This window comes from Streptomyces sp. 63XJN7_1_ISO-PGPR-S23-121 (assembly GCF_056173025.1).
Window position 1 is genome coordinate 4,552,312 of sequence record NZ_CM149653.1, and the last position, 19,603, is coordinate 4,571,914.

Below are 19,603 nucleotides of genomic sequence, written 5' to 3' on the forward strand. Positions count from 1 at the left end.
GTGGCGAGGGAGCGGCGGCGCCCGTGCCGGCCGGGGGCGGGGGGCCGGCTGGGAGTGCCGGGCGTCACCGCGTGCCGCGCTCCTTGCGGGCCTGCTGGAAGGCGTCCGAGATGGTCTCCGCGGCCCCGGACAGGATGCCCTTGGTCGCGCCGTGGGCTCCCGACTCCTTCATGCGGCCCGGCAACTCCGCCAGCCCGGCCGGCTTGCGCGGTCCCGACTCCAGGTCGAGGCGGTTGCAGGCCTCGGCGAAGCGCAGGTAGGTGTCGACGCTGGCCACCACGATGCGTATGTCGATCTTCAGGATCTCGATGCCGACGAGGGAGACCCGTACGAAGGCGTCGATCACCAGACCCCGGTCGAGAATCAGTTCCAGCACGTCGTAGAGGCCGCTGGAGCCGCCCCCGCCGCCCTGCCGCGCCACTGTGGTCACCGCGACCAGTCCCTTCCCCAGATGGTGGGGGTCCGCCTCGGCGGCCTGCCGGCCTCCCGGTCCGCCGCGCGCGGGAGGCGGCCGCGGCCGCGGGCGCCCCACGGCTCTCGGCTGCCCGGCGGGCAGCGTCCCCCATGCGGATAACCGTTGCCCCGCCGGTCAAACAGGTGTCCGGGTCCGGGCGGAGTGCCCATCGGGACCGGCCCGACTCAGTTCTGCTCCGGATGCAGTCCCGGGCCGTCTCCGTGGCCGGTGAGCGGGGTCGGGGACAGGGCCGTCTGCTCCTCGCCGGGCTCCAGCAGGGTGTCCGCCGCACCGACGATCAGCGGATCGGGCTTGCCGACGACGTCCAGGTCCTTGGCCGGGTAGTCGCAGCGGTAGAGCAGGCTCCGCATGGCCTCGAGCCGTCCGCGGCGCTTGTCGTTGTTCTGCACCACCGTCCACGGCGCGTGCACGGTGTCCGTGGCGCGGAACATGTCGACCTTGGCGGCCGTGTAGTCGTCCCAGCGGTCCAGCGAGGCCAGGTCGGTCGGTGAGAGCTTCCAGCGGCGCACCGGGTCGACCTGCCGGATGGCGAACCGGGTGCGCTGCTCGGCGCGGGAGACGGAGAACCAGAACTTGATCAGCATGACGCCGTCGTCGGTCAGCAGTTGCTCGAACATCGGCGCCTGAGCCAGGAAGTGCCGGTACTCGGCGTCCGTGCAGAAGTTCATGACGCGTTCCACGCCGGCCCGGTTGTACCAGGAGCGGTCGAAGAAGACGATCTCCCCGCGGGCCGGCAGATGGGAGACGTACCGCTGGAAGTACCACTGCCCGGCCTCGCGCTCGGTGGGCTTCTCCAGGGCGACCACCCTGGCGCCGCGGGGGTTCAGGCGTTCGGTGAAGCGCTGGATGGTGCCGCCCTTGCCGGCCGCGTCCCGGCCCTCGCACACCACGACGACACGCCGTCCGGTCTCCTTCACCCAGCGCTGCATCTTCAGCAGTTCGATCTGGAGCACGCGCTTGGTCCGCTCGTACTCGCTCCTTCGCATCTTGCGGTCGTAGGGGTAGTTCTCCCGCCACGTCTCGACGGGACTGCCGTCGGCGTTCAGCAGGAGCGGCCGCTCCGGCCGCCGGTCGTCCACGCGCAGCCCGTCCAGCAGTTCCGACTCCGCCGTACCGTCATCGGACCCGCCGGTCCCCGTGCTCACCTTGCCGTCGTTCGCCACCGCACCGCCCTCTCTGCTCACAGCCCCAGTGCCCCGCAGGACGCCTGCGAACCGTGGCGCCGGCCCGGCGGCCGGGGCGCGCCCATGGCGTTCCCGCGCGTGACCTTCGCTGCCGCAAGACCGATACTGCCGAGAGCGGCACCCCAGCCGGGACCCGCCCGTCCGTCCGACCGCCGGAATCCGTTCCCACCGTCGCGCGCGCCGGGAGCACGACTGTCCGTGACCGCTCCGACCAGCACGAAGACTTCCCAGGAGGTACCCGTGAAGATGCTCATCAACGTCCACGAGACCGTTGTCGCGGACGCGCTGCGGGGTATGGCCGCCGCCCATCCCGAGCTGACCGTGGATGTCGAGAACCGGGTGATCGTGCGGCGGGACGCCCCCGTGGACGGGAAGGTCGCCCTGGTGTCCGGCGGCGGGTCGGGGCACGAGCCGCTGCACGGCGGGTTCGTGGGCCCGGGGATGCTGTCGGCGGCCTGTCCGGGCGAGGTGTTCACCTCGCCGGTCCCCGACCAGATGGTGCGTGCCGCGACTGCCGTGGACAGCGGGGCCGGGGTGCTGTTCGTCGTGAAGAACTACACCGGTGACGTGCTCAACTTCGACATGGCCGCCGAGCTGGCCGAGGACGAGGGCATCCGGGTCGCGAAGGTGCTGGTCAACGACGATGTGGCGGTGACGGACAGCCTGTACACGGCGGGGCGGCGCGGCACGGGCGCCACGCTGTTCGTGGAGAAGATCGCGGGCGCCGCGGCACAGGAGGGCCGTCCGCTGGAGCAGGTGGAGGAGATCGCCCGCCGGGTCAACGAGTCCTCCCGGAGTTTCGGCGTCGCGCTCAGTGCCTGCACCACGCCGGCCAAGGGCAGCCCCACCTTCGACCTGCCCGCCGGTGAGCTGGAGCTCGGCATCGGCATCCACGGCGAGCCCGGCCGGGAGCGGCGGCCGATGATGACCTCGGGCGAGATCGCCCAGGCCGCCGTGGAGGCGGTCCTGACCGACCTCGCCCCCCGCGGTCCCGTGCTGGTCCTCGTCAACGGCATGGGCGCGACGCCGCTGCTGGAGCTGTACGGCTTCAACGCCGAGGTGCAGCGGGTGCTCGCCGAGCGCGGCGTCGCCGTCGCCCGTACCCTCGTCGGCAACTACGTGACGTCCCTCGACATGGCGGGTGCCTCGGTCACCCTGTGCGAGATCGACGAGGAGCTGCTCGGGCTGTGGGACGCGCCGGTGAGCACGCCCGGGCTGAGGTGGGGCATGTGACGGTGGACGGGGAAAGGATCCTCACGTACCTACGAGGCAAGGAGACCCAGTGCTCGACGCCGACTTCTTCCGCCGCTGGATGACGGCGACCGCCGCGTCGGTCGACCGCGAGGCGGAGCGGCTCACCGCCCTCGACTCGCCCATCGGCGACGCCGACCACGGCAGCAATCTGCAACGCGGGTTCAGGGCCGTGACGGCCACGCTGGAGAAGGAGGCCCCCGGCACGCCCGGTGCGGTCCTGACGCTCGCCGGGCGGCAGCTCATCTCGACGGTCGGCGGCGCCTCGGGGCCCCTGTACGGCACGCTGCTGCGCCGCACCGGCAAGGCGCTCGGCGACGCCGCCGAGGTGAGCACGGAGCAGCTGGCCGAGGCGCTGCGGACGGGGGTGGACGCGGTCCGGGCCCTCGGAGGCGCGGCGCCGGGCGACAAGACGATGATCGATGCCCTGGTGCCGGCCGCGGAGGCACTCGGTGACTCCTTCGCCGCGGCCACCGCCGCCGCCGAGGAGGGTGCCGTGGCGACCACTCCCATGCTGGCGCGCAAGGGCAGGGCGAGTTATCTGGGCGAGCGCAGCATCGGGCACCAGGATCCCGGTGCCACGTCGGCGGCGCTGCTGATCGCGGGACTTCAGGAGGCGTCCGGTGAGTGACGAGAGGCTGGTCGGGATCGTGCTGGTGTCGCACAGCGCCGAGGTCGCCGCGTCGGTGGCCGAGCTGGCGAAGGCGTTGTCGGGCGGTGGCGTGGCGGTGCCGGTGGCGCCGGCGGGCGGCACCGCGGCCGGCGGGTTCGGTACCAGTTCCGAGCTGGTGTCCGCCGCCGCCGCGTCCGTGGACCGGGGTGCGGGCGTCGCCGTGCTGGCCGATCTGGGCAGCGCGGTGCTCACCGTCAAGGCCCTGCTGGCCGAGGGGGACGAGCTGCCGGACAACACCCGCTTGGTGGACGCCCCCTTCGTCGAGGGCGCGGTGGCCGCGGTCGTGACGGCGGCGACGGGCGCGGACGTCGCGGCGGTGGAGGCGGCGGCCGCGGAGGCGTACTCCTACCGGAAGGCGTAGCGCGCCGGGGCGGGCGGTCGTCGCCCCGGCCGCTCAGTCTCCGTCGACGAAGTGGCGGGCCAGCCGCTCCCCCGTCCGCCGGGTGGCGGCCGTGTCCTCGACGGGTCTGGTCCCGGTGTCCTTGAAGACGATGTACGTCACCCCGGAGGCGACGCCGCCGGTGCTCGGGTCGGCGGGCACGCCGAGGGCCTCGGCGGCCGCGTAGGACGCCTCGCCGATGATGTCGCGCGGGCCGACGTCGCCGACGACCGCGTAGCCCACCCGGTCCCCGTGGACGAGCGCCACGACCGAGCCGCCCTGCACCCCGTCCGCCCGGTGGTCCCAGATGCCGCTGGGCTGGGGCACGACGACGTAGGGCAGCTTCTCCGCGTCCAGCGGGCCGCCGTCGGACCGGGTCCAGGCCGTGGCGTCGGTGAAGTGCGGGTCGGTGCGGGCGTTGCAGTGCCTGCCGCGCCGGCCGTCGCAGTCGATGTCCAGGTCGGCCTGCCAGAACACAACGTCCCGGGTGCCGCAGACCGGGATGTCCGCCGGGGTGCCCGCGTCGCTGCGGTAGCGGCCGCGGGAGACGGGCGTGCAGTCCCGGGTCCTGGCCAGCAGGTCGGCGGCGCGGACGGGCTCCTCGGACGCGCCGTCCGCCGGCCGGGGACCGGCGTCGCGGCGCGGTACCGGCCGGACCCCGGAGCGGGAGCCGGCCCCGCGCTCCGGCCTGAGGCGGGAGAGAACCTCGGGCACGGACGCCGCCCGGGGACGGGGGCCGGCCTCCGGCGTGAGCCGGGTCTGCGAGTGCGGCCCCGGCCGGGACGGCAGGGGTGCGGCGGGGAACGCCGTGGGGGCGAGCAGGGCGGCGCTGGCCGCGACCAGTGTCAGCGACTGGACACGCACGTTGGGGCCTCTCCTGGGGGACATGGACGGACACTCGGCCCCATCTGTCCCCGGATCGGGCGCGCGGACCACCAGGACAGGGCCAGACGGTGCACACCCGGGATGCGTCGGGCGGCGGGCGGGCCGGCTCCGGTACCGGTCACGGCCCGCCCGGCCGCCCGTGCCGGCGCGGGATCAGCGACGACAGCGGCCCGCGCCGCCGGCCGCAACTCCCGTGTCCTCGCGGGCAGTCGGGCCGTCAGTGGGTTCAGGATACGTAACCCCTCCGGGTGATCGCTCAGGACCACCCCCTTGATGTGATCGCGTCACAGCGGCATATTGGTCCGGACCATTGCCGTCTGGCCGCCCCGGGAGGCAGAGCCGTGCGAGGCGTTCCCGTTCCCGCCGTCCACCACGTCCCGCGCGGCTCCGCTCTGCGCCGCGGTGTCCTGCTCTGCGGCGCCCTCGCGCTCGTCTCGTCCTGCGGCTGGGGCACGGGCGGAGACAGCGGGGGCGGCCGTCCGCCCGGGGCGCCGACGGGCGTCACCGCCGCGGCGGGCAGCGCGACGAGCGTGCACGTGATGTGGAACGCCGTCGGCGAGGCCGAGGCGTACGAGGTATATCGCGGCACCACCAAGGTGAAGGAGGTGCCGGCCGCCGACCGCATGACCGACGTCACCCGGCTCCGCCCGTCGACCGCCTACGTCTTCACCGTGCGGGCGCGCGACGCCGGCGGGCGGCTCGGGCCGAGCAGCGCGGAGGTCCGGGCGACGACCCCGGCGGCCGCGGCGGCAGACCGCACCGCTCCCACGGCTCCGACGGGTGCGCACGGCCGGGCGGCGGGCAGCCGGGCGGTCCAGCTCACCTGGTCCGCCGCGACGGACGACCGGGGCGTCGTCTCGTACGACGTCTACCAGGGCGGCGCGAAGGTCCACAGCGTCGGCGGCGCCCAGACCGCGGCCGTCGTCACCGGACTGCGCCCGGCCACCCGCTACGCGTTCACCGTCCGGGCGCGGGACGCCGCCGACAACGTCTCCCCCGCCAGTGCCGCGGTCCGCCTCACCACCCCGGGCTCGGACGACGGCCGCGCCACCGCGCCCACCGGCCTGCGCGCGGCGACCCACCGCGCCGACGGGGCCTACTACATCGACCTCGACTGGGTGCCGCCGCGGACGGACGGTGTGGTCACCGAGTACGAGATCCACCTGGACGGCAGCCGGGCCACCTCGCTCGTGTACGGCGGCGACGCGCCGCGCGACCGGGCCGAGTACAGCTTCTACGCCGGGCAGGAGGCCGGCGTCTCGCACCGGGTGCGGCTCCGCGCCAGGCTGCCCGACGGCACCTGGGGCGGTTTCTCGGCGGAGCGGACGGTGACGACGGGCGGGCAGCGGTGACGTCCCGCCGGCCGCCCGCACGGCCGGCGGGCGCGTCACCTGGCCGGTCCCGTTCCGCATGCGGGCCCGGCCGCCGCACTGTTGGCTGCCTCTGAGGGGCACGGGCGATCCGATCGGGCGGCGCAAGGCATGTCCCGACCGTGCCGCCGGAGGGCAGTCCACATGCGCATCCCGTCACCACTTCTCCGCTCCGGCCTGACCGTCGCGGCCGCCGCGGTGCCCGTCGCCCTGGCCACCGGGCCGGCCGCCGCGGGTCCGGGGATCTCGGTGAGCACCACCGGGAGCACGGTCTCGGTCACGACCACCGCCTGCGCACAGCTGAACGGAAGCTGGGGCACGGCCTCGCTGCTCACCGGCGGCCAGAGCAGCTTCGCCGAGGGCCGTCAGGTCGCGCTGTCGGGGAGCGCCGCGGGCCAGTCCGCCGCGTGGTCGGGCATCGCACCGGGCACCTACACGGTCGTCGTGGTGTGCTCGAACAACAGCACCGCCGGCACCCAGACGGTCATCGTGTCCTCGGCGCCCTCGCCCTCCACCTCCCCCGGCCGGTCCGCCTCCCCCTCGCCGTCCGCCTCGCGCGGAGTCCTCGGCGGTCTCGGCGGGGCCGTCCAGGACTACGGCACGGCCACCCTGGTGGCGGGCGGCGCACTGGTGGGGAGCGGGGTCATCGCGGCGGCCTGGTTCCTGCGCCGCCGCTCGAAGCCGTACCGGTTCTGAGCGCGTCCGGCGGGCGTCAGGACGGGCCGTCGCCCGGCAGTCCGGTCAGTTCCGCCAGCGCGTGCCGGAGCCACTGGGTCCAGAAGGTCTCGAGGTCGATGCCGGCGCGCAGCACCAGGTGCCGCAGCCGGTCCTCGGCGCTGTCCTTCCCGGGCGGGAAGTCACGCTTCTCGATCTCCTCGTACTCCGACAACTGCCTCTCGTGCAGCTCCAGATGGCGACGCAGGTCCGCCTCGATGCCGCTGGTGCCGACCACGGCGGCGGCCCGCAGCCGCAGCAGCATGGTGTCCCGCAGGGGGCGCGGGTCCTGCGGGGCGGCGGTCCACCGGGCCAGTTCGTCCCGGCCCGCGGGCAGGACCTCGTAGCTCTTCTTCTGTCCGCGCGCGGGTGCCTGCGCGGGCAGTGCGCGGATCAGCCCCTGGGCCTCCAGCTTTCCCAGCTCGCGATAGATCTGCTGGTGCGTCGCCGACCAGAAGTAGCCGATCGACTTGTCGAACCGGCGGGTCAGCTCCAGCCCCGACGACGGCTTTTCGACCAGGGCGGTGAGGATCGCGTGCGGGAGTGACATGGGCTCATCCTAGGGACGGCCCACGCCGCTCCCCCGCGCCTCCTACAGCGCCGCCGCCACCTCGGTGCCCTGCTTGATGGCGCGCTTGGCGTCCAGTTCGGCGGCCACGTCGGCGCCGCCGATGAGATGGGCGCTGCGCCCGGCGGCGACCAGCTCCTCGTACAGGCCGCGGCGCGGCTCCTGTCCGGTGCACAGGACGACCGTGTCGACCTCGAGCACCGTGGACTCGTCGCCGATCGTGACGTGCAGGCCGGCGTCGTCGATGCGGTCGTAGCGGACGCCCGGGACCATGGTGACGCCGCGGTGCCTGAGCTCGGTGCGGTGGATCCAGCCGGTGGTCCTGCCGAGTCCGGCGCCGACCTTGGAGGTCTTGCGCTGGAGCAGGTGGACGGTGCGCGGCGGGGCCGGGCGCTCGGGTGCGGCGAGGCCGCCGGGCGCGCGGTACTCGGTGTCGACGCCCCACAGGCGGAAGTACGTCTCGGGGTCCTCGTGCGCCTTGTCGCCGCCGTCGGTGAGGAACTCGGCGACGTCGAAGCCGATGCCACCGGCGCCGAGGATCGCGACCCGGTCGCCGACGGGGGCGCCGTCGCGCAGGACGTCCAGGTAGCCGACGACGGAGGGGTGGTCGACGCCGGGGATGTCCGGCGTGCGCGGGGTGACGCCGGTGGCGACGACGACCTCGTCGTGGCCGGTGAGGTCGTCGACTCCGACGCGGGTGTTCAGCCGTACGTCGACCCCGTGCGCGTCGAGCTGGGTACGGAAGTAGCGCAGCGTCTCGTCGAACTCCTGCTTGCCGGGGACCTTGCGGGCGACGTTCAGCTGCCCGCCGATCTCGCTCGCGGCGTCGAACAGGGTGACCTCGTGGCCGCGTTCGGCCGCGCTCACGGCACAGGCCAGCCCGGCGGGTCCGGCGCCGACGACCGCGACGCGCTTGCGCCGCCGGGTCGGGGAGAGGACCAGCTCGGTCTCGTGGCAGGCGCGCGGGTTGACCAGGCAGGAGGTGATCTGCCCGCTGAACGTGTGGTCCAGGCAGGCCTGGTTGCAGCCGATGCAGGTGTTGATGGCCTCGGGCCGGCCGGCCTCGGCCTTGGCGACGAAGTCGGGGTCGGCGAGCATCGGGCGGGCCATCGACACCATGTCCGCGGTGCCCTCGGCGAGCAACCGCTCGGCCACCTCGGGGGTGTTGATGCGGTTGGTGGTGACCAGTGGCACCGACACCTCGCCCATCAGCCGCTTGGTCACCCAGGTGTACGCGCCGCGCGGCACGGAGGTGGCGATGGTGGGGATGCGGGCCTCGTGCCAGCCGATGCCGGTGTTGATGATGGTCGCTCCGGCGGCCTCGACGGCCTTGGCGAGCGTGACGACCTCCTCCAGCGTCGAGCCGCCGGGGACCAGGTCGAGCATGGACAGCCGGTAGACGACGATGAAGTCCTCGCCGACCGCCGCGCGCACCCGGCGGACGATCTCGACGGGGAAGCGCGTGCGGTTCTCGTAGGAGCCGCCCCAGCGGTCGGTGCGCCGGTTGGTGCGCTCGGCGATGAACTCGTTGATCAGGTAACCCTCGGAGCCCATGATCTCGACGCCGTCGTAGCCGGCCTCGCGGGCGAGGCGGGCGGTGCGCACGTAGTCGTCGATCGTGCGCTCGACCTCGTCGTCGGTCAGCTCGCGGGGCACGTGCGGGCTGATCGGCGCCTGGAGCGCGCTCGGCGCGACCAGGTCGGCGTGGTAGGCGTAGCGGCCGAAGTGCAGGATCTGCATCGCGATCCGGCCGCCCTCACGGTGCACGGCCTCGGTGACGACCCGGTGCCGCGCGGCCTCCGCCTCGGTGGTGAGCCTGGCGCCGCCCTCGTAGGGCCGGCCCTCGTCGTTGGGGGCGATGCCGCCGGTGACGATGAGGCCCACCCCACCGCGGGCCCGGGCGGCGTAGAAGGCGGCCATGCGCTCGAAGCCCCGCTCGGCCTCCTCCAGGCCCACGTGCATGGAGCCCATGAGGACCCGGTTGGGCAAGGTGGTGAAGCCCAGGTCGAGCGGGCTCAGCAGGTGGGGGTAACGGCTCATCGGGCCCTCCGTGCGCGGTGTCGTGCCTCTGTTGTAGAGGACGGCCGCCTCTTTGTGCAACTAGTTGCACAAAGAGGCGGCGCACGCCACACCGCCGCGTCCGGCGGGCCTCGGTCAGCGGCTCTCCAGCCGTACGTGCAGTTCGCGCTCCTGGTCGCCGGAGGCCGTGCTCATGTCCTGCACGGTGAACAGGGAGTCGAGGGTGGTGCGGAACCGTTCGATCGCCCAGTAGCCTCCCTGCACGTCGGCCTCCACCGACGCATGGAGCCGGGTCGGACCGCACTCGCCCTGGTGGGTGTCGGCCACGTCGAAGGTGCCGAGCCACACGGTCGGGCGCACCTCGTCGTACTCCCGGGTCACGTCGCCCGCGTGCCGGTCGGACGAGAAGCACGCGCACAGGGCGTCGAACACGGTGCGGGCGTCCTCCTTGTCGCACCCGCTCAGCTCCACCGAGACGGACTCCGGATGCATTCGCTCGCCGTCCATCGTGATCGCTCCTCTCCTGGCCGCGGTGCGGTGCCGCGGGCCGCTCCACGGCGTGGACGTCCCACGGAGACCGCACCCGTACCCCCAGAAAAGCACCACCCGGGGCGGAGCACTACCGGCGCGGGCCGGCGGCCGGCTCAGCCGCGCGTGAACCGGTACGTCCTGCTGTCGGTCAGCACGCAGAAGCCCGGGGAGACGACGATCACGCGCAGGGTGCCGGTGCGGCGGTCGTAGTCGATGCCCTCCGCCTCGAAGCTGCCGGAGCAGGAGCTGCGCAGCGGCAGCTGCCGCAGGGCGGTGACGTGGCCGGTGACGTCGGCGGCGCCGGTCGGCGCGGCCGAGAGGTCGATCCTCAGCAGCGGCTTGGTGAGCCCGAAGAGCGTGCCCTCGGGGTCGTCGGAGGAGCACAGCAGGGTGGTCGCGTCGAGGAAGTCGCAGCCCTGGACGTCGCGCACGGCGTGGTCCAGGCGGACGGTGGCCGCCTGCGGGAGGTTCACGGAGGGCGAGGTGGCCGGGTTGACGCCGGGCGTCGGGAAGACCAGCAGCCGGTCCATGGTGCCCCACTCGCCGGAGAGCATCCACCGGCCGTCCGGCGAGATCGCGACCCAGGAGTTGTTCAGCGCCTCACCCGCGCTCAGCGTGTGCACGTACTCCGACCGGCGCCCGTCCGGCGCCTGCACGCGGAACAGCTTCGCGTTGCCGTCGTCGCGCTGGTACGGCTCGACGTAGTACCCGTCGTAGGACGCGTCGGGATCGCCGACGTGGTTCCAGCCCCTACCGGCGAGGCCCCAGTCGACGGTGCCGATCCCGGTGTAGCGGTTGGGACTGCCCGCCGGCACTTCCACCGAGGCCAGCCCCTGGCTCTCGGTGAGCGGATCGGCCCGGTCCGAGCCGGCCTCCGTCCAGGTGCCGGCGGCGGGGGCGGCGGCCGTGGCGGGCGGAGCGGCGAGGAAGAGGGCGAGGGCGGCGAGTCCGGTCAGGACGGCATGACGGCGCAGCCGGGCGCGCAGAGGCATGGGTCGGCTCCTCGGTGGGGGGTGGGCGGCACGCACTCGGCGCACAGTGTGACCGGCCCCCCACAGTCATGTACAGACCGAAACGCACCGGATGCGGACGTCCCGTGGAGCGGTCGCCGCCGCGCGGGGAGATGCTGGAGGCAACGGCGGATGCCTCGGAGAAGGGGCTCCGTGTGCGGTGGAACGCGGTAGAACGGGGAGTCGGTACCGGTAGGACGTGCCGCGTGGAACGGCGAAGGCGGGGCGTGGGATGAATGCGACCGGGTCTGCCGGATTCGAGGGCGCCGTGCCACCGCGCGGACCGATGCGCCCCAGTGGTCTGCTCGACGTGCTGAAAGTGGCCTCGGTGGTGCTGGACACCGAGGGCAGGATCGTCCTGTGGAGCCCGCAGGCCGAGGAGTTGTTCGGTTACTCCGCCCAGGAGGCACTGGGCGAGTACGCCGCCCGGATCATGGTCCACGAGGAGCACGTCGACCTCGCCGTGAAGCTGTTCACCGACGTGATGCGGACCGGCCGGAGCTGGGCCGGAGCCTTTCCCGTCCGCCGCAAGGACGGCGGCACCCGGCTGGTGGAGTTCCGCAACATGCGGCTGCTCGACGACCGGGGCGACGTCTACGCGCTCGGGCTCGCCGCCGACCGGTCGACCGTGCGCCGGCTGGAGCGCGACGTGGCACTGTCCGCCCGGGTGATCACGCAGTCCCCGATCGGGCTGGCCGTCCTGGACACGGAGCTGCGGTACGTGTCGGTCAACCCGGCGCTGGAGCGGATCAACGGTGTCCCCGCGGAGGCCCACATCGGCCGGACGGTCCGGGAGGTGCTGCCGCAGGTCGACACCGACGCGCTGGAGGGTGCGGCACGCGGGGTGCTGGAGACCGGGCGGCCGGTCATCGACCGGTCCGCGACCGGCCGGACCCCGGCCGACCCGGACCAGGACCACGCCTGGTCGGTCTCGCTGTACCGGCTGGAGGACGCCTTCGGTGCGGTGCTGGGCGTGGCCGTCTCGATCGTGGACGTCACCGAGCAGTACCGGGCGGGCGTGGAGGCCGAGGCCGCGCGGCGCCGGCTCGCCGCCGTCGCCGACGCCTCCGCCAGGATCGGCACCACGCTGGAGCTGGACCGCACGGCCCGTGAACTCGCCGAGGTGGCCGTGCCGGGCCTCGCCGACATAGCGGCGGTGGATCTGCTGGAGGCCGTGGTCAAGGGCCGGCGCAGCACCCTGAGCCCGGCCGAGCCGGCGGTGATCCGGGCCCTGGCCGTCCAGGCGGACGACGCCCCCGAGGCGCTGCGGGCGGCCGACCCGCCCGGACAGGTCGCCCGGTACGGGCCGGACCGCCTGGTCACCGAGTGCGTGCGCACCGCCCGGCCCGTGCTGGTGACACGGGTGACGGACGAGGACCTGGGCCGCATCGCCCGTTCCCCCGAGGCGACCGGGATGCTGCGCCGGGCCGGCGTGCACTCGTACCTGGCCGTGCCGCTGATCGCGCGCGGCGAGGTGCTCGGCGCCCTGGACCTGAAGCGGATCGGCAATCCGCTGCCGTTCGACGAGGACGACCTGCTGCTGGCCCGGGAACTGGCGTCGCGGGCGGCGGTGCAGATCGACAACGCCCGTTGGTACCAGAACGCCCGCGACGCCGCCCTCACCCTGCAGCGCAGCATGCTGCCGAGCCACCCGCGGGAGACGGGCGGTCTGGAGGTCGCCTCCCGCTACCAGCCCGCCGAGGCCACCAGCGAGGTCGGCGGCGACTGGTTCGACGTGATCCCGCTGGAGGACCGCAAGACGGCGCTCGTCGTGGGCGACGTGATGGGCAGCGGCATCGCGGCGGCGGCGTCCATGGGGCGGCTGCGCACCGCGACGAACACGCTGGCCGCCCTGGACCTGGACCCGGCGCTGCTGCTCGAACACCTCGACCGGACCACGGCGGGTCTGGACCATGCCATCGCGACCTGCCTCTACGCCGTCCACGACCCGCACGCCCGGCAGTGCCGTATCGCCAACGCCGGGCACCTGCCGCCGGTGCGGGTGCGCGCCGGCCGCCCTCCGGAGCTGCTGGACCTGCCCACCGGGGTGCCGCTCGGGGTGGGCGGCGTCGCCTTCCGCACCACCACGGTCGATCTGGACCCCGGCGACCGGCTGGTGCTCTACACCGACGGACTCGTCGAGACGCGGCAGCAGCCGATCGACGAGCGGCTGGCCGCGCTCCTGGCCGTGCTGGAGGGCCCGGACCGTCCCCTGGAGGAGGTCTGCGACCTGCTCCTGCGCACGCTGCACGAGCCGCGGAACTCCGACGACGTGGCCCTGCTGATCGCGCGGGCCACGCCGCCGGAGTAGACCCGCGCCCCGTTACCGCCCGACGCCGACCACCACATGGGCGTAGAACTCGTCGCTGACGGCGAGGCGGGTGGTCAGGCCGGCGCGGGTGAAGGCCTCGACGGCGGCCTGAGCCTGGCGTTCGCTCGTCTCGACCAGCAGGCAGCCGCCGGGGGCGAGCCAGCCGGACGCCTCGGCGGCGACCCGGCGCAGCACGTCGAGACCGTCGGAGCCGCCGTCGAGGGCGACCAGCGGTTCGTGGTCGCGGGCCTCGGCGGGCAGCAGGGCGACCTCACCGGTGGGGACGTAGGGCACGTTGGCGGCCAGTATGTCGATCCGGCCGCGCAGCGCGGCGGGCAGCGCCTCGAACAGGTCGCCGGTGTGCACCTGGCCGCCGGCGGCGGCGAGGTTGCCGCGGGCGCAGCGCACCGCGGCCGGGTCGACGTCCGCGGCGTGCACCTCGGGCCGGTCGAGGGCGGCGGCCAGGGCCGCTCCGACGGCGCCCGAGCCGCAGCACAGGTCCACCACGACGCCCGCGTCGGGCGCGTGGGCGAGGGCCTCGGCCACCAGGAACTCGGTACGGCGCCGGGGGACGAAGACGCCGGGGGCCACGGCGATGCGCAGTCCGCGGAACCCGGCCCAGCCGAGGACCAGTTCGAGGGGCAGGCCGGAGACGCGGCGGTCGACCAGGGCGGCGAGTTCGCCGGGGGTGCGGGCGGCGCCGATGATCAGCTCCGCCTCGTCCTCGGCGAAGACGCACCCCGCGGCGCGGAGCGCGGCCACGACGGAGTCACGGGAGGGGAAGGCGGAGTCGGAGGAGGACGCGGAGAAGAGTGGAGGCATGGAAGCCGGGAGCCTTTCGAGAACCGAAGGGCGCTCTCCCGGTCACCCGTTGCCGGTGACCGCGCTGCCGAGAGGTGAGAGCACCCGGGCCGACACAGCGGTAATGGGTCTCACCTCCCAGGTGTCCGGCGGCCGGGACGGTCCGCGGCCGTCGGTCACACTACCCCAACGATCAGACGCCGACGGTCTCCTCGGCCTCTTCCTCCGCCTCCTCCCGCTCCTCTTCCCCGGCCTTCTCGCCTGCTGCCGCTCCCGCCTTCTCCCCGTCCGGCCGCGCGTGCTCCGGACGGTCCGGGGCGACGGCCCGCTCGCGGAGGGCGGCGACACCGGTCACCACGAGGCCGAGCAGCAGCCAGGCGACCAGCGTCCAGACGCTGCGGCCCAGTCCGTCGCCGTCGAAGTACAGCAGGCTGCGGACGCCCTCGACGAAACCGGCGCCGTTCCAGAAGGCGTGCAGGGTGCCGAAGAAGCCGTTCTGCAGCTCGGGCCGGAACAGGCCGCCGGAGGAGGTGAAGTTGAGCATCACGAACAGCACCATCATGGCGAGGGTGGTCCACCGCTTGAGGAAGGTGTGCAGACCCACGCCGATGAACAGGATGCCCGCGGCGTAGAGCCAGGCCATGCCCCACAGGCCGGCCAGGTCGTGGTGCGCGAGGTGGAACACGGGCCCGGCGAGCAGGGCGCCGATGCCGGCGACCACGGCCGAGACGCCGAGCGTCAGCAGGGCGCGGATCCGCATCGGCAGCGCCGACCCGGCGGCGCCGAGCGCGGCCACGGAGGCGTAGGAGCCGATGCTCACCGCGATCAGCAGGAAGAACAGGCCCTGTCCGGTGGGGTCGTCGTCGACCGGGACGGCGACGTCGGTGACCTTCAGCGGGACACTCTGCCGCTCGGCGAGCGGGGTGAAGACCTTCTCCACGGCCAGGGCGCCCATGTCGGAGGCGGCGGTGGCCACGACGACCTCGGGTGCCTTCCCGCCGGGCACGTAGGCGCCGGTGATGTCACGGTGCCGGAGCAGGTCGACGGCGTCGGCCCGGGTCGGGACGGTCCGCACGTCGAGCGCGTCGCCGCCTTCGTCCTTGATCGTCTGGGCGAGCACCTTGGCCTCGGGGCCGGAGCCGACGACGGCGACCGGCAGGTGGTTCGGCTCGGGGGTGACGAAGGCCCCCATGTAGGCGAGCCCCATCCCGATGCACATCAGCAGCGGAGTGATCAGGTGGGTGAGCACGTGGCGCAGGGCGTGCGACCTCATCGGCCCGCGACCTCCAAAGGTTGGCTTATACAACTCGTCTTCAAGTTGTACTGTACAACCAACACTGCGAGGGAGGATCCGTGACGGCAGCCGACAGGCCCGACGAGACGACCGCCACCTCCGGCGCCCGTGCGGCGGACGCGGCCGTGGAGACCATCCAGCGGGAGATGACGGCCTTCGCCCGCCGTGCCCGCGCCTCGGCGGGGCGCATGCACCCCGAGCTGTCGCTGGTGTCGTACACGCTGCTGGGGCACCTGGAGGAGCGGGACGGCTGCCGGGCCACGGACCTGGCCGCCCACTACGCCCTGGACAAGTCCACCGTGAGCCGCCAGGTGGCCGCCCTGGAGCGCATCGGCCTGGTCGAGCGGCGCGTCGACCCGGACGACCACCGCGTCCAGGTCCTGCACCTGACGGACGCCGGCCGCAGCATCCTGGCCCAGGTCACCGAGAGCCGCAGGACCGCCTTCCGGGAACGGCTCGCGGACTGGCCCGCCGAGGACCTGACCCGCTTCGCCGCGTACCTGGAGCGCTACAACGCGTGGCAGCAGGCCGGGCCCGGCGAGGACCGGGACTGAGGTGCCCTCCGCGGGCACGTACCGTTGACCGCGTACGCACCGATCACGCCGACCGCGGGCCATCCTCCCCGTCGGCCGAAAGGCCCCGCCGCATGAACACCACCCGAGGCTTCACCGGGCGCGCGCGCTCCGCCCGGCCCGGGCTTCCGCCCGGCCAGTACGACGCGGGCGACGACTGGCCCGTACTGTCCGCCGAGGTCACGCCAGACCTGGCCCCCGACGACTGGTCCTTCCGCGTCGGCGGGCTGGTGGCCGGGCCCCGCACCTGGAAGTGGGCCGACCTCGACGCTCTGCCCGCCTCGGCCTACGCGGGCGACATCCACTGCGTGACCGGCTGGTCGAAGTTCGGCGTGCGGTTCGCGGGCGTGTCCCTGGACACCTTCCTGGACGCGGCCGGTCCGCTGCCGGCCGCCACGCACGCCGTCGCCTACGCCCACACCGGCTACACCGCGAACCTGCCGCTGGCGGACCTGACCGGCGGGCGCGCCTGGATCGTGCGGGAGTACGACGGGCGGCCGCTGGCCCCCGAGCACGGCGGTCCGGCGCGGCTGGTGGTGCCGCACCTGTACTTCTGGAAGAGCGTCAAGTGGATCGCGGGCCTGGAACTCCTCGACCACGACGAGCCGGGTTTCTGGGAGCAGAACGGCTACCACGCACGCGGCAATCCCTGGGAGGAGCAGCGGTACTCCGGTGACTGAGACGGTGACGACACACAGGGCACCCGCCTTCACCCCTCCGACGCGGTTCGCCGTGCCCGGGCGCATCGAGGTGGACGGCGGGGCGGCCGGGACGTGGCAGACGGCCACGCTGACGGAGATCCGCCGCGAGACGCCCCGCGCGGCCACCTTCCGGCTGGCGGTGCCCGGCTGGGCGGGCCACCTGCCCGGCCAGCACCTGATGCTGCGGCTGACCGCGCCCGACGGGTACGTGGCCCAGCGCCACTACTCCCTGGCGTCCGCGCCCGACGACTCGGGGCACATCGAGCTGACCCTCGACCACGTGGCGGACGGCGAGGTGTCGGGCTGGTTCCACACGGTGGCCCGGCCCGGTGACCGGATCGAGGTGCGGGGCCCGCTGAGCGGCTTCTTCGCCTGGCCCGGCGACCGTCCCGCACTGCTGCTCGGCGCCGGCTCCGGCGTGGTGCCGCTCATGTCGATGGTGCGCCACCGGCGGGCACGGGGACTGCGGGTGCCGGTGCGGCTGCTGGTGTCGGCGCGCAGTCCTGAGGAGCTGATCTACGCGCGGGAGTTCGGCGCGGAGACGACGCCCCTGTTCACCCGGAGCGCTCCGGAGGGGACGCCGGTGGGGCGGCTGGCGGCCACGCACCTGGCGCCCCTGCTCGCCGACCCGCCCGCCGGGGGCTGGGAGGCGTACGTCTGCGGCTCGAACTCCTTCGCGGAGCACGCCTCGCGGCTGCTGGTGGCAGCGGGACAGCCGGTGGACCGGATCCGCATCGAGCGCTTCGGCTGACCCCGCGGCGGGCCGTGTTTCCCCGGCTCTCCGGTGGGGCACTTGGGCGGCGGCACGGCCGTCCGGCGACGCGGCGCGAGCGACGCGCCGGACGGTGAGCGGGACCTGCCGGACGGGCATCCGACCTGTGCGGACACTCGCACGCGTGACGCGACGGGGACGGCGGCGGCCCACGCACGGCCACCCGTCCGGTCCTCCGGTCGCGGTGATCGCGAGGAGGTCGACATGCGAACAGGGGTGCGCGGCTGGCGCTGGCGGCGCAATCCGCTGCGGCGCCGGTCGGACGTCGTCGAGGCGTGGACCGCTCTGGTCGTCGCCGTCCTGCTGGTCGTCGGCGCCCCTCTGCTGGGTGCGGTCGCGGCCCGGTGGGCCCAGGGAACGGCGCAGGCGGTCGCGGCGCAGCAGCGCGCCGAGCGCCACCGGGTCCAGGCCACGGTGGTCGAACACCTCCCCGAGACCCTGTCGTCGGTGGAGGGCGGCGGGCAGCAGACGTACCACGCGACCGTGCGCTGGACCGCGCCGGGCGGCGACGCGCGGACCACCACGAGCCAAGTCCCGGCCGGTGCCCGGCGGGGCGACGTGGTCGCCCTGTGGCTCGACGCCCGCGGCCGGAACGTGCCGCCGCCGGCGGGCGAGTCCGCGGTCTGGGAGCACACCGTCACCGTCGGCGCGTTCACGGCGCTGGGTGCCGCCCTCACGGTCCTGCTCGGCAACTGCGTCGTGCACCGGACGGCGCTCCGGCGCCGGATGGCCGAGTGGGAGCGCGACTGGGCGCGCACGGAACCGCGGTGGACGCACCGCCGGGCATGACGCCGGCGCAGCCGCCCGCACGCCTCGGGGCGGATTCCGGCACGGGTGACCCGACGACCTGGCCCGGCCCGGCCGGGCGACCGGCGACGACGTGACCGCTCCCGCAACCGGCGCGCCCCTGTGACCAGTGACGTCGCGGGGTCACTCGGTCGCTGCACCGCGCCCGGGGCGGAGCCGGGTCCCGGCAGGACCTGGCCAGTCGTCCGACCATTCACGTACGGTGTGATCATCAGTACGGTCCGGCACTGTCTCCCCGCAAAGGCGGTTCTCGATGGCCCTGTTCGACCTCTCGCGCGAGGAACTGCGCGCGTACCGCAGCGAGTCCGCCGAGCCCGGGGACTTCGACGCGTTCTGGGGCAGGACGCTCCAGGAGGCACGCGCGCACGACCTCGACGCCCGCTTCGAACCGGTCGACACGGGACTGTCCACGGTACGGGTGCACGACGTGACGTTCGCGGGCTTCGGCGGTCACCCGGTGAAGGGCTGGCTGACCCTGCCCGCCGCGGCCGAGGAGCCGCTGCCGCTGGTCGTGGAGTTCGTCGGGTACGGCGGCGGGCGCGGGCTGCCGCACGAGCACCTGCTGTGGGCGTCCACGGGCCGGGCCCACTTCGTGATGGACACCCGCGGCCAGGGCAGCGCGTGGGGCGGCGGTGGCGGGACCGCGGACCCGGTCGGGGGCACGCCCGCGTACCCGGGCTTCATGACCCGCGGCCTCGACGCCCCGGAGAACTACTACTACCGCCGTGTCTTCACCGACGCGGTGCGCGCGGTCGAGGCGGCCCGCTCGCACCCGCTGACCGACCCGGCGCGGACCGTCGCGCTCGGCAGCAGCCAGGGCGGCGGAATCGCGATCGCGGTCGGCGGTCTGGTGCCGGACCTGACGGCCGTCGCGCCCGACGTGCCGTTCCTCTGCGACTTCCCCCGAGCGGTGACGCTCACCGACCGCCACCCGTACCGGGAGGTCGGCCTGTACCTGAAGACGCACCGCGGCCGTACCGAGGACGCCCTGCGCACGCTGTCCTACTTCGACGGCGTGCACTTCGCGGCGCGCGGCCGGGCTCCCGCCCTGTTCTCGGCGGCCCTGGAGGACCAGACCTGCCCGCCGTCGACCGTCTTCGCGGCCTTCAACGCGTGGGCGCAGGAGGACAAGGCGATCGAGGTCTACGACTTCAACGACCATGAGGGCGGCGGTCCCTACCAGGAGGCCGCGAAGCTCCGCTGGCTGCGCTCGTACGCCTGATCCCGGGCGGGCGGTGTTCGCGGGCTTCCGCCCGGTCCGACCAGTCGGTACGTTCTTCGGGCCC

At 74.1% G+C, this 19,603-nt stretch carries 20 protein-coding genes; 11 read left to right on the top strand and 9 right to left on the bottom strand.

Annotated features, from left to right (window positions below):
* Positions 1 to 64 precede the first annotated feature (64 nt).
* The gene (gvpJ, locus tag AC0VYN_RS20495; protein ID WP_475532124.1) at positions 65 to 430 is read right to left on the bottom strand and encodes a gas vesicle protein GvpJ; all 366 of its coding nucleotides are present in this window, start codon (positions 428 to 430) and stop codon (positions 65 to 67) included.
* A gap of 209 nt (positions 431 to 639) precedes the next feature.
* Positions 640 to 1,620, bottom strand: a complete 981-nt coding sequence (gene ppk2 / locus AC0VYN_RS20500; RefSeq protein ID WP_475536938.1) for a polyphosphate kinase 2 — start codon at positions 1,618 to 1,620, stop codon at positions 640 to 642.
* A gap of 279 nt (positions 1,621 to 1,899) precedes the next feature.
* Here ppk2 and dhaK point away from each other — a divergent pair, with 279 nt between their 5' ends.
* From dhaK to AC0VYN_RS20515, 3 genes are read left to right on the top strand one after another with little or no spacing between them, the layout of a single operon-like run.
* On the top strand, positions 1,900 to 2,892 hold the full coding sequence (gene dhaK / locus AC0VYN_RS20505; protein ID WP_475532125.1) for a dihydroxyacetone kinase subunit DhaK: 993 nt from the start codon (positions 1,900 to 1,902) through the stop codon (positions 2,890 to 2,892).
* A gap of 49 nt (positions 2,893 to 2,941) precedes the next feature.
* Positions 2,942 to 3,541: a dihydroxyacetone kinase subunit DhaL gene (gene dhaL / locus AC0VYN_RS20510; protein ID WP_475532126.1), complete on the top strand. Its 600-nt coding sequence runs from the start codon at positions 2,942 to 2,944 to the stop codon at positions 3,539 to 3,541.
* Positions 3,534 to 3,944 (top strand): PTS-dependent dihydroxyacetone kinase phosphotransferase subunit DhaM, encoded by a 411-nt coding sequence (locus AC0VYN_RS20515; protein WP_475532127.1) that lies wholly within the window; start codon positions 3,534 to 3,536, stop codon positions 3,942 to 3,944. Before dhaL ends, AC0VYN_RS20515 begins: the two co-directional genes overlap by 8 nt.
* A gap of 33 nt (positions 3,945 to 3,977) precedes the next feature.
* On the opposite strand, the gene AC0VYN_RS20520 is transcribed toward AC0VYN_RS20515, so the two are convergent.
* On the bottom strand, positions 3,978 to 4,826 hold the full coding sequence (locus AC0VYN_RS20520) for a glycoside hydrolase family 75 protein (protein ID WP_475532128.1): 849 nt from the start codon (positions 4,824 to 4,826) through the stop codon (positions 3,978 to 3,980).
* Positions 4,827 to 5,188: 362 nt separating this feature from the next.
* Between AC0VYN_RS20520 and AC0VYN_RS20525 the strand changes: the two genes are divergently transcribed.
* On the top strand, positions 5,189 to 6,199 hold the full coding sequence (locus tag AC0VYN_RS20525) for a fibronectin type III domain-containing protein (RefSeq protein ID WP_475532129.1): 1,011 nt from the start codon (positions 5,189 to 5,191) through the stop codon (positions 6,197 to 6,199).
* Positions 6,200 to 6,361: 162 nt separating this feature from the next.
* The gene (locus AC0VYN_RS20530) at positions 6,362 to 6,913 is read left to right on the top strand and encodes a hypothetical protein (protein WP_475532130.1); all 552 of its coding nucleotides are present in this window, start codon (positions 6,362 to 6,364) and stop codon (positions 6,911 to 6,913) included.
* A gap of 16 nt (positions 6,914 to 6,929) precedes the next feature.
* Here the strand turns inward: AC0VYN_RS20530 and AC0VYN_RS20535 are convergent, their stop codons facing one another.
* The 4 genes from AC0VYN_RS20535 to AC0VYN_RS20550 all read right to left on the bottom strand — a co-directional run bounded on the left by AC0VYN_RS20535 (position 6,930) and on the right by AC0VYN_RS20550 (position 11,041).
* Complete coding sequence (locus AC0VYN_RS20535; RefSeq protein WP_451689927.1) at positions 6,930 to 7,481, bottom strand: PadR family transcriptional regulator; 552 nt, start codon at positions 7,479 to 7,481, stop codon at positions 6,930 to 6,932.
* Positions 7,482 to 7,523: 42 nt separating this feature from the next.
* On the bottom strand, positions 7,524 to 9,539 hold the full coding sequence (locus AC0VYN_RS20540) for an FAD-dependent oxidoreductase (protein WP_475532131.1): 2,016 nt from the start codon (positions 9,537 to 9,539) through the stop codon (positions 7,524 to 7,526).
* Positions 9,540 to 9,653: 114 nt separating this feature from the next.
* Positions 9,654 to 10,025: a hypothetical protein gene (locus tag AC0VYN_RS20545; RefSeq protein WP_385461667.1), complete on the bottom strand. Its 372-nt coding sequence runs from the start codon at positions 10,023 to 10,025 to the stop codon at positions 9,654 to 9,656.
* A 137-nt stretch (positions 10,026 to 10,162) separates the two neighbouring features.
* Positions 10,163 to 11,041: a hypothetical protein gene (locus tag AC0VYN_RS20550; RefSeq protein WP_475532132.1), complete on the bottom strand. Its 879-nt coding sequence runs from the start codon at positions 11,039 to 11,041 to the stop codon at positions 10,163 to 10,165.
* Positions 11,042 to 11,291: 250 nt separating this feature from the next.
* On the opposite strand from AC0VYN_RS20550, the gene AC0VYN_RS20555 reads away from it, so the two are divergent.
* Positions 11,292 to 13,370: a SpoIIE family protein phosphatase gene (locus tag AC0VYN_RS20555; RefSeq protein WP_475532133.1), complete on the top strand. Its 2,079-nt coding sequence runs from the start codon at positions 11,292 to 11,294 to the stop codon at positions 13,368 to 13,370.
* A gap of 12 nt (positions 13,371 to 13,382) precedes the next feature.
* On the opposite strand, the gene AC0VYN_RS20560 is transcribed toward AC0VYN_RS20555, so the two are convergent.
* Together AC0VYN_RS20560 and AC0VYN_RS20565 are read right to left on the bottom strand one after the other, a co-directional pair.
* Entirely contained in the window at positions 13,383 to 14,192 is an 810-nt protein-coding gene (locus tag AC0VYN_RS20560) for a putative protein N(5)-glutamine methyltransferase (RefSeq protein ID WP_475532134.1), read from the bottom strand.
* 172 nt (positions 14,193 to 14,364) lie between these two features.
* Entirely contained in the window at positions 14,365 to 15,444 is a 1,080-nt protein-coding gene (locus AC0VYN_RS20565) for a hypothetical protein (protein ID WP_475532135.1), read from the bottom strand.
* A gap of 80 nt (positions 15,445 to 15,524) precedes the next feature.
* On the opposite strand from AC0VYN_RS20565, the gene AC0VYN_RS20570 reads away from it, so the two are divergent.
* The 5 genes from AC0VYN_RS20570 to AC0VYN_RS20590 all read left to right on the top strand — a co-directional run bounded on the left by AC0VYN_RS20570 (position 15,525) and on the right by AC0VYN_RS20590 (position 19,539).
* Positions 15,525 to 16,019, top strand: coding sequence for a MarR family winged helix-turn-helix transcriptional regulator (locus AC0VYN_RS20570; RefSeq protein ID WP_475532136.1), 495 nt, complete (start codon positions 15,525 to 15,527; stop codon positions 16,017 to 16,019).
* Between the two features lie 92 nt (positions 16,020 to 16,111).
* Positions 16,112 to 16,717: a sulfite oxidase-like oxidoreductase gene (locus AC0VYN_RS20575; RefSeq protein WP_451689921.1), complete on the top strand. Its 606-nt coding sequence runs from the start codon at positions 16,112 to 16,114 to the stop codon at positions 16,715 to 16,717.
* Between the two features lie 52 nt (positions 16,718 to 16,769).
* Complete coding sequence (locus AC0VYN_RS20580) at positions 16,770 to 17,489, top strand: ferredoxin reductase (protein WP_386923578.1); 720 nt, start codon at positions 16,770 to 16,772, stop codon at positions 17,487 to 17,489.
* Between the two features lie 225 nt (positions 17,490 to 17,714).
* Positions 17,715 to 18,299 carry an Rv1733c family protein gene (locus AC0VYN_RS20585; RefSeq protein WP_475532137.1) on the top strand — a complete coding sequence of 195 codons (585 nt, stop codon included), beginning with the start codon at positions 17,715 to 17,717 and terminating at the stop codon, positions 18,297 to 18,299.
* 271 nt (positions 18,300 to 18,570) lie between these two features.
* Positions 18,571 to 19,539, top strand: coding sequence for an acetylxylan esterase (locus AC0VYN_RS20590; protein WP_475532138.1), 969 nt, complete (start codon positions 18,571 to 18,573; stop codon positions 19,537 to 19,539).
* Positions 19,540 to 19,603: the final 64 nt, after the last annotated feature.

Excerpts from the sequence above, each read along its gene's own strand:
- AC0VYN_RS20540 (WP_475532131.1), bottom strand. The coding sequence starts at position 9,539 with ATGAGCCGTTACCCCCACCTGCTGAGCCCGCTCGACCTGGGCTTCACC.
- AC0VYN_RS20585 (WP_475532137.1), top strand. The coding sequence starts at position 17,715 with ATGCGAACAGGGGTGCGCGGCTGGCGCTGGCGGCGCAATCCGCTGCGG.
- AC0VYN_RS20545 (WP_385461667.1), bottom strand. The coding sequence starts at position 10,025 with ATGGACGGCGAGCGAATGCATCCGGAGTCCGTCTCGGTGGAGCTGAGC.
- AC0VYN_RS20590 (WP_475532138.1), top strand. The coding sequence starts at position 18,571 with ATGGCCCTGTTCGACCTCTCGCGCGAGGAACTGCGCGCGTACCGCAGC.
- AC0VYN_RS20575 (WP_451689921.1), top strand. The coding sequence starts at position 16,112 with ATGAACACCACCCGAGGCTTCACCGGGCGCGCGCGCTCCGCCCGGCCC.
- AC0VYN_RS20550 (WP_475532132.1), bottom strand. The coding sequence starts at position 11,041 with ATGCCTCTGCGCGCCCGGCTGCGCCGTCATGCCGTCCTGACCGGACTC.
- AC0VYN_RS20530 (WP_475532130.1), top strand. The coding sequence starts at position 6,362 with ATGCGCATCCCGTCACCACTTCTCCGCTCCGGCCTGACCGTCGCGGCC.
- AC0VYN_RS20565 (WP_475532135.1), bottom strand. The coding sequence starts at position 15,444 with ATGAGGTCGCACGCCCTGCGCCACGTGCTCACCCACCTGATCACTCCG.
- AC0VYN_RS20560 (WP_475532134.1), bottom strand. The coding sequence starts at position 14,192 with ATGCCTCCACTCTTCTCCGCGTCCTCCTCCGACTCCGCCTTCCCCTCC.
- AC0VYN_RS20555 (WP_475532133.1), top strand. The coding sequence starts at position 11,292 with ATGAATGCGACCGGGTCTGCCGGATTCGAGGGCGCCGTGCCACCGCGC.
- AC0VYN_RS20535 (WP_451689927.1), bottom strand. The coding sequence starts at position 7,481 with ATGTCACTCCCGCACGCGATCCTCACCGCCCTGGTCGAAAAGCCGTCG.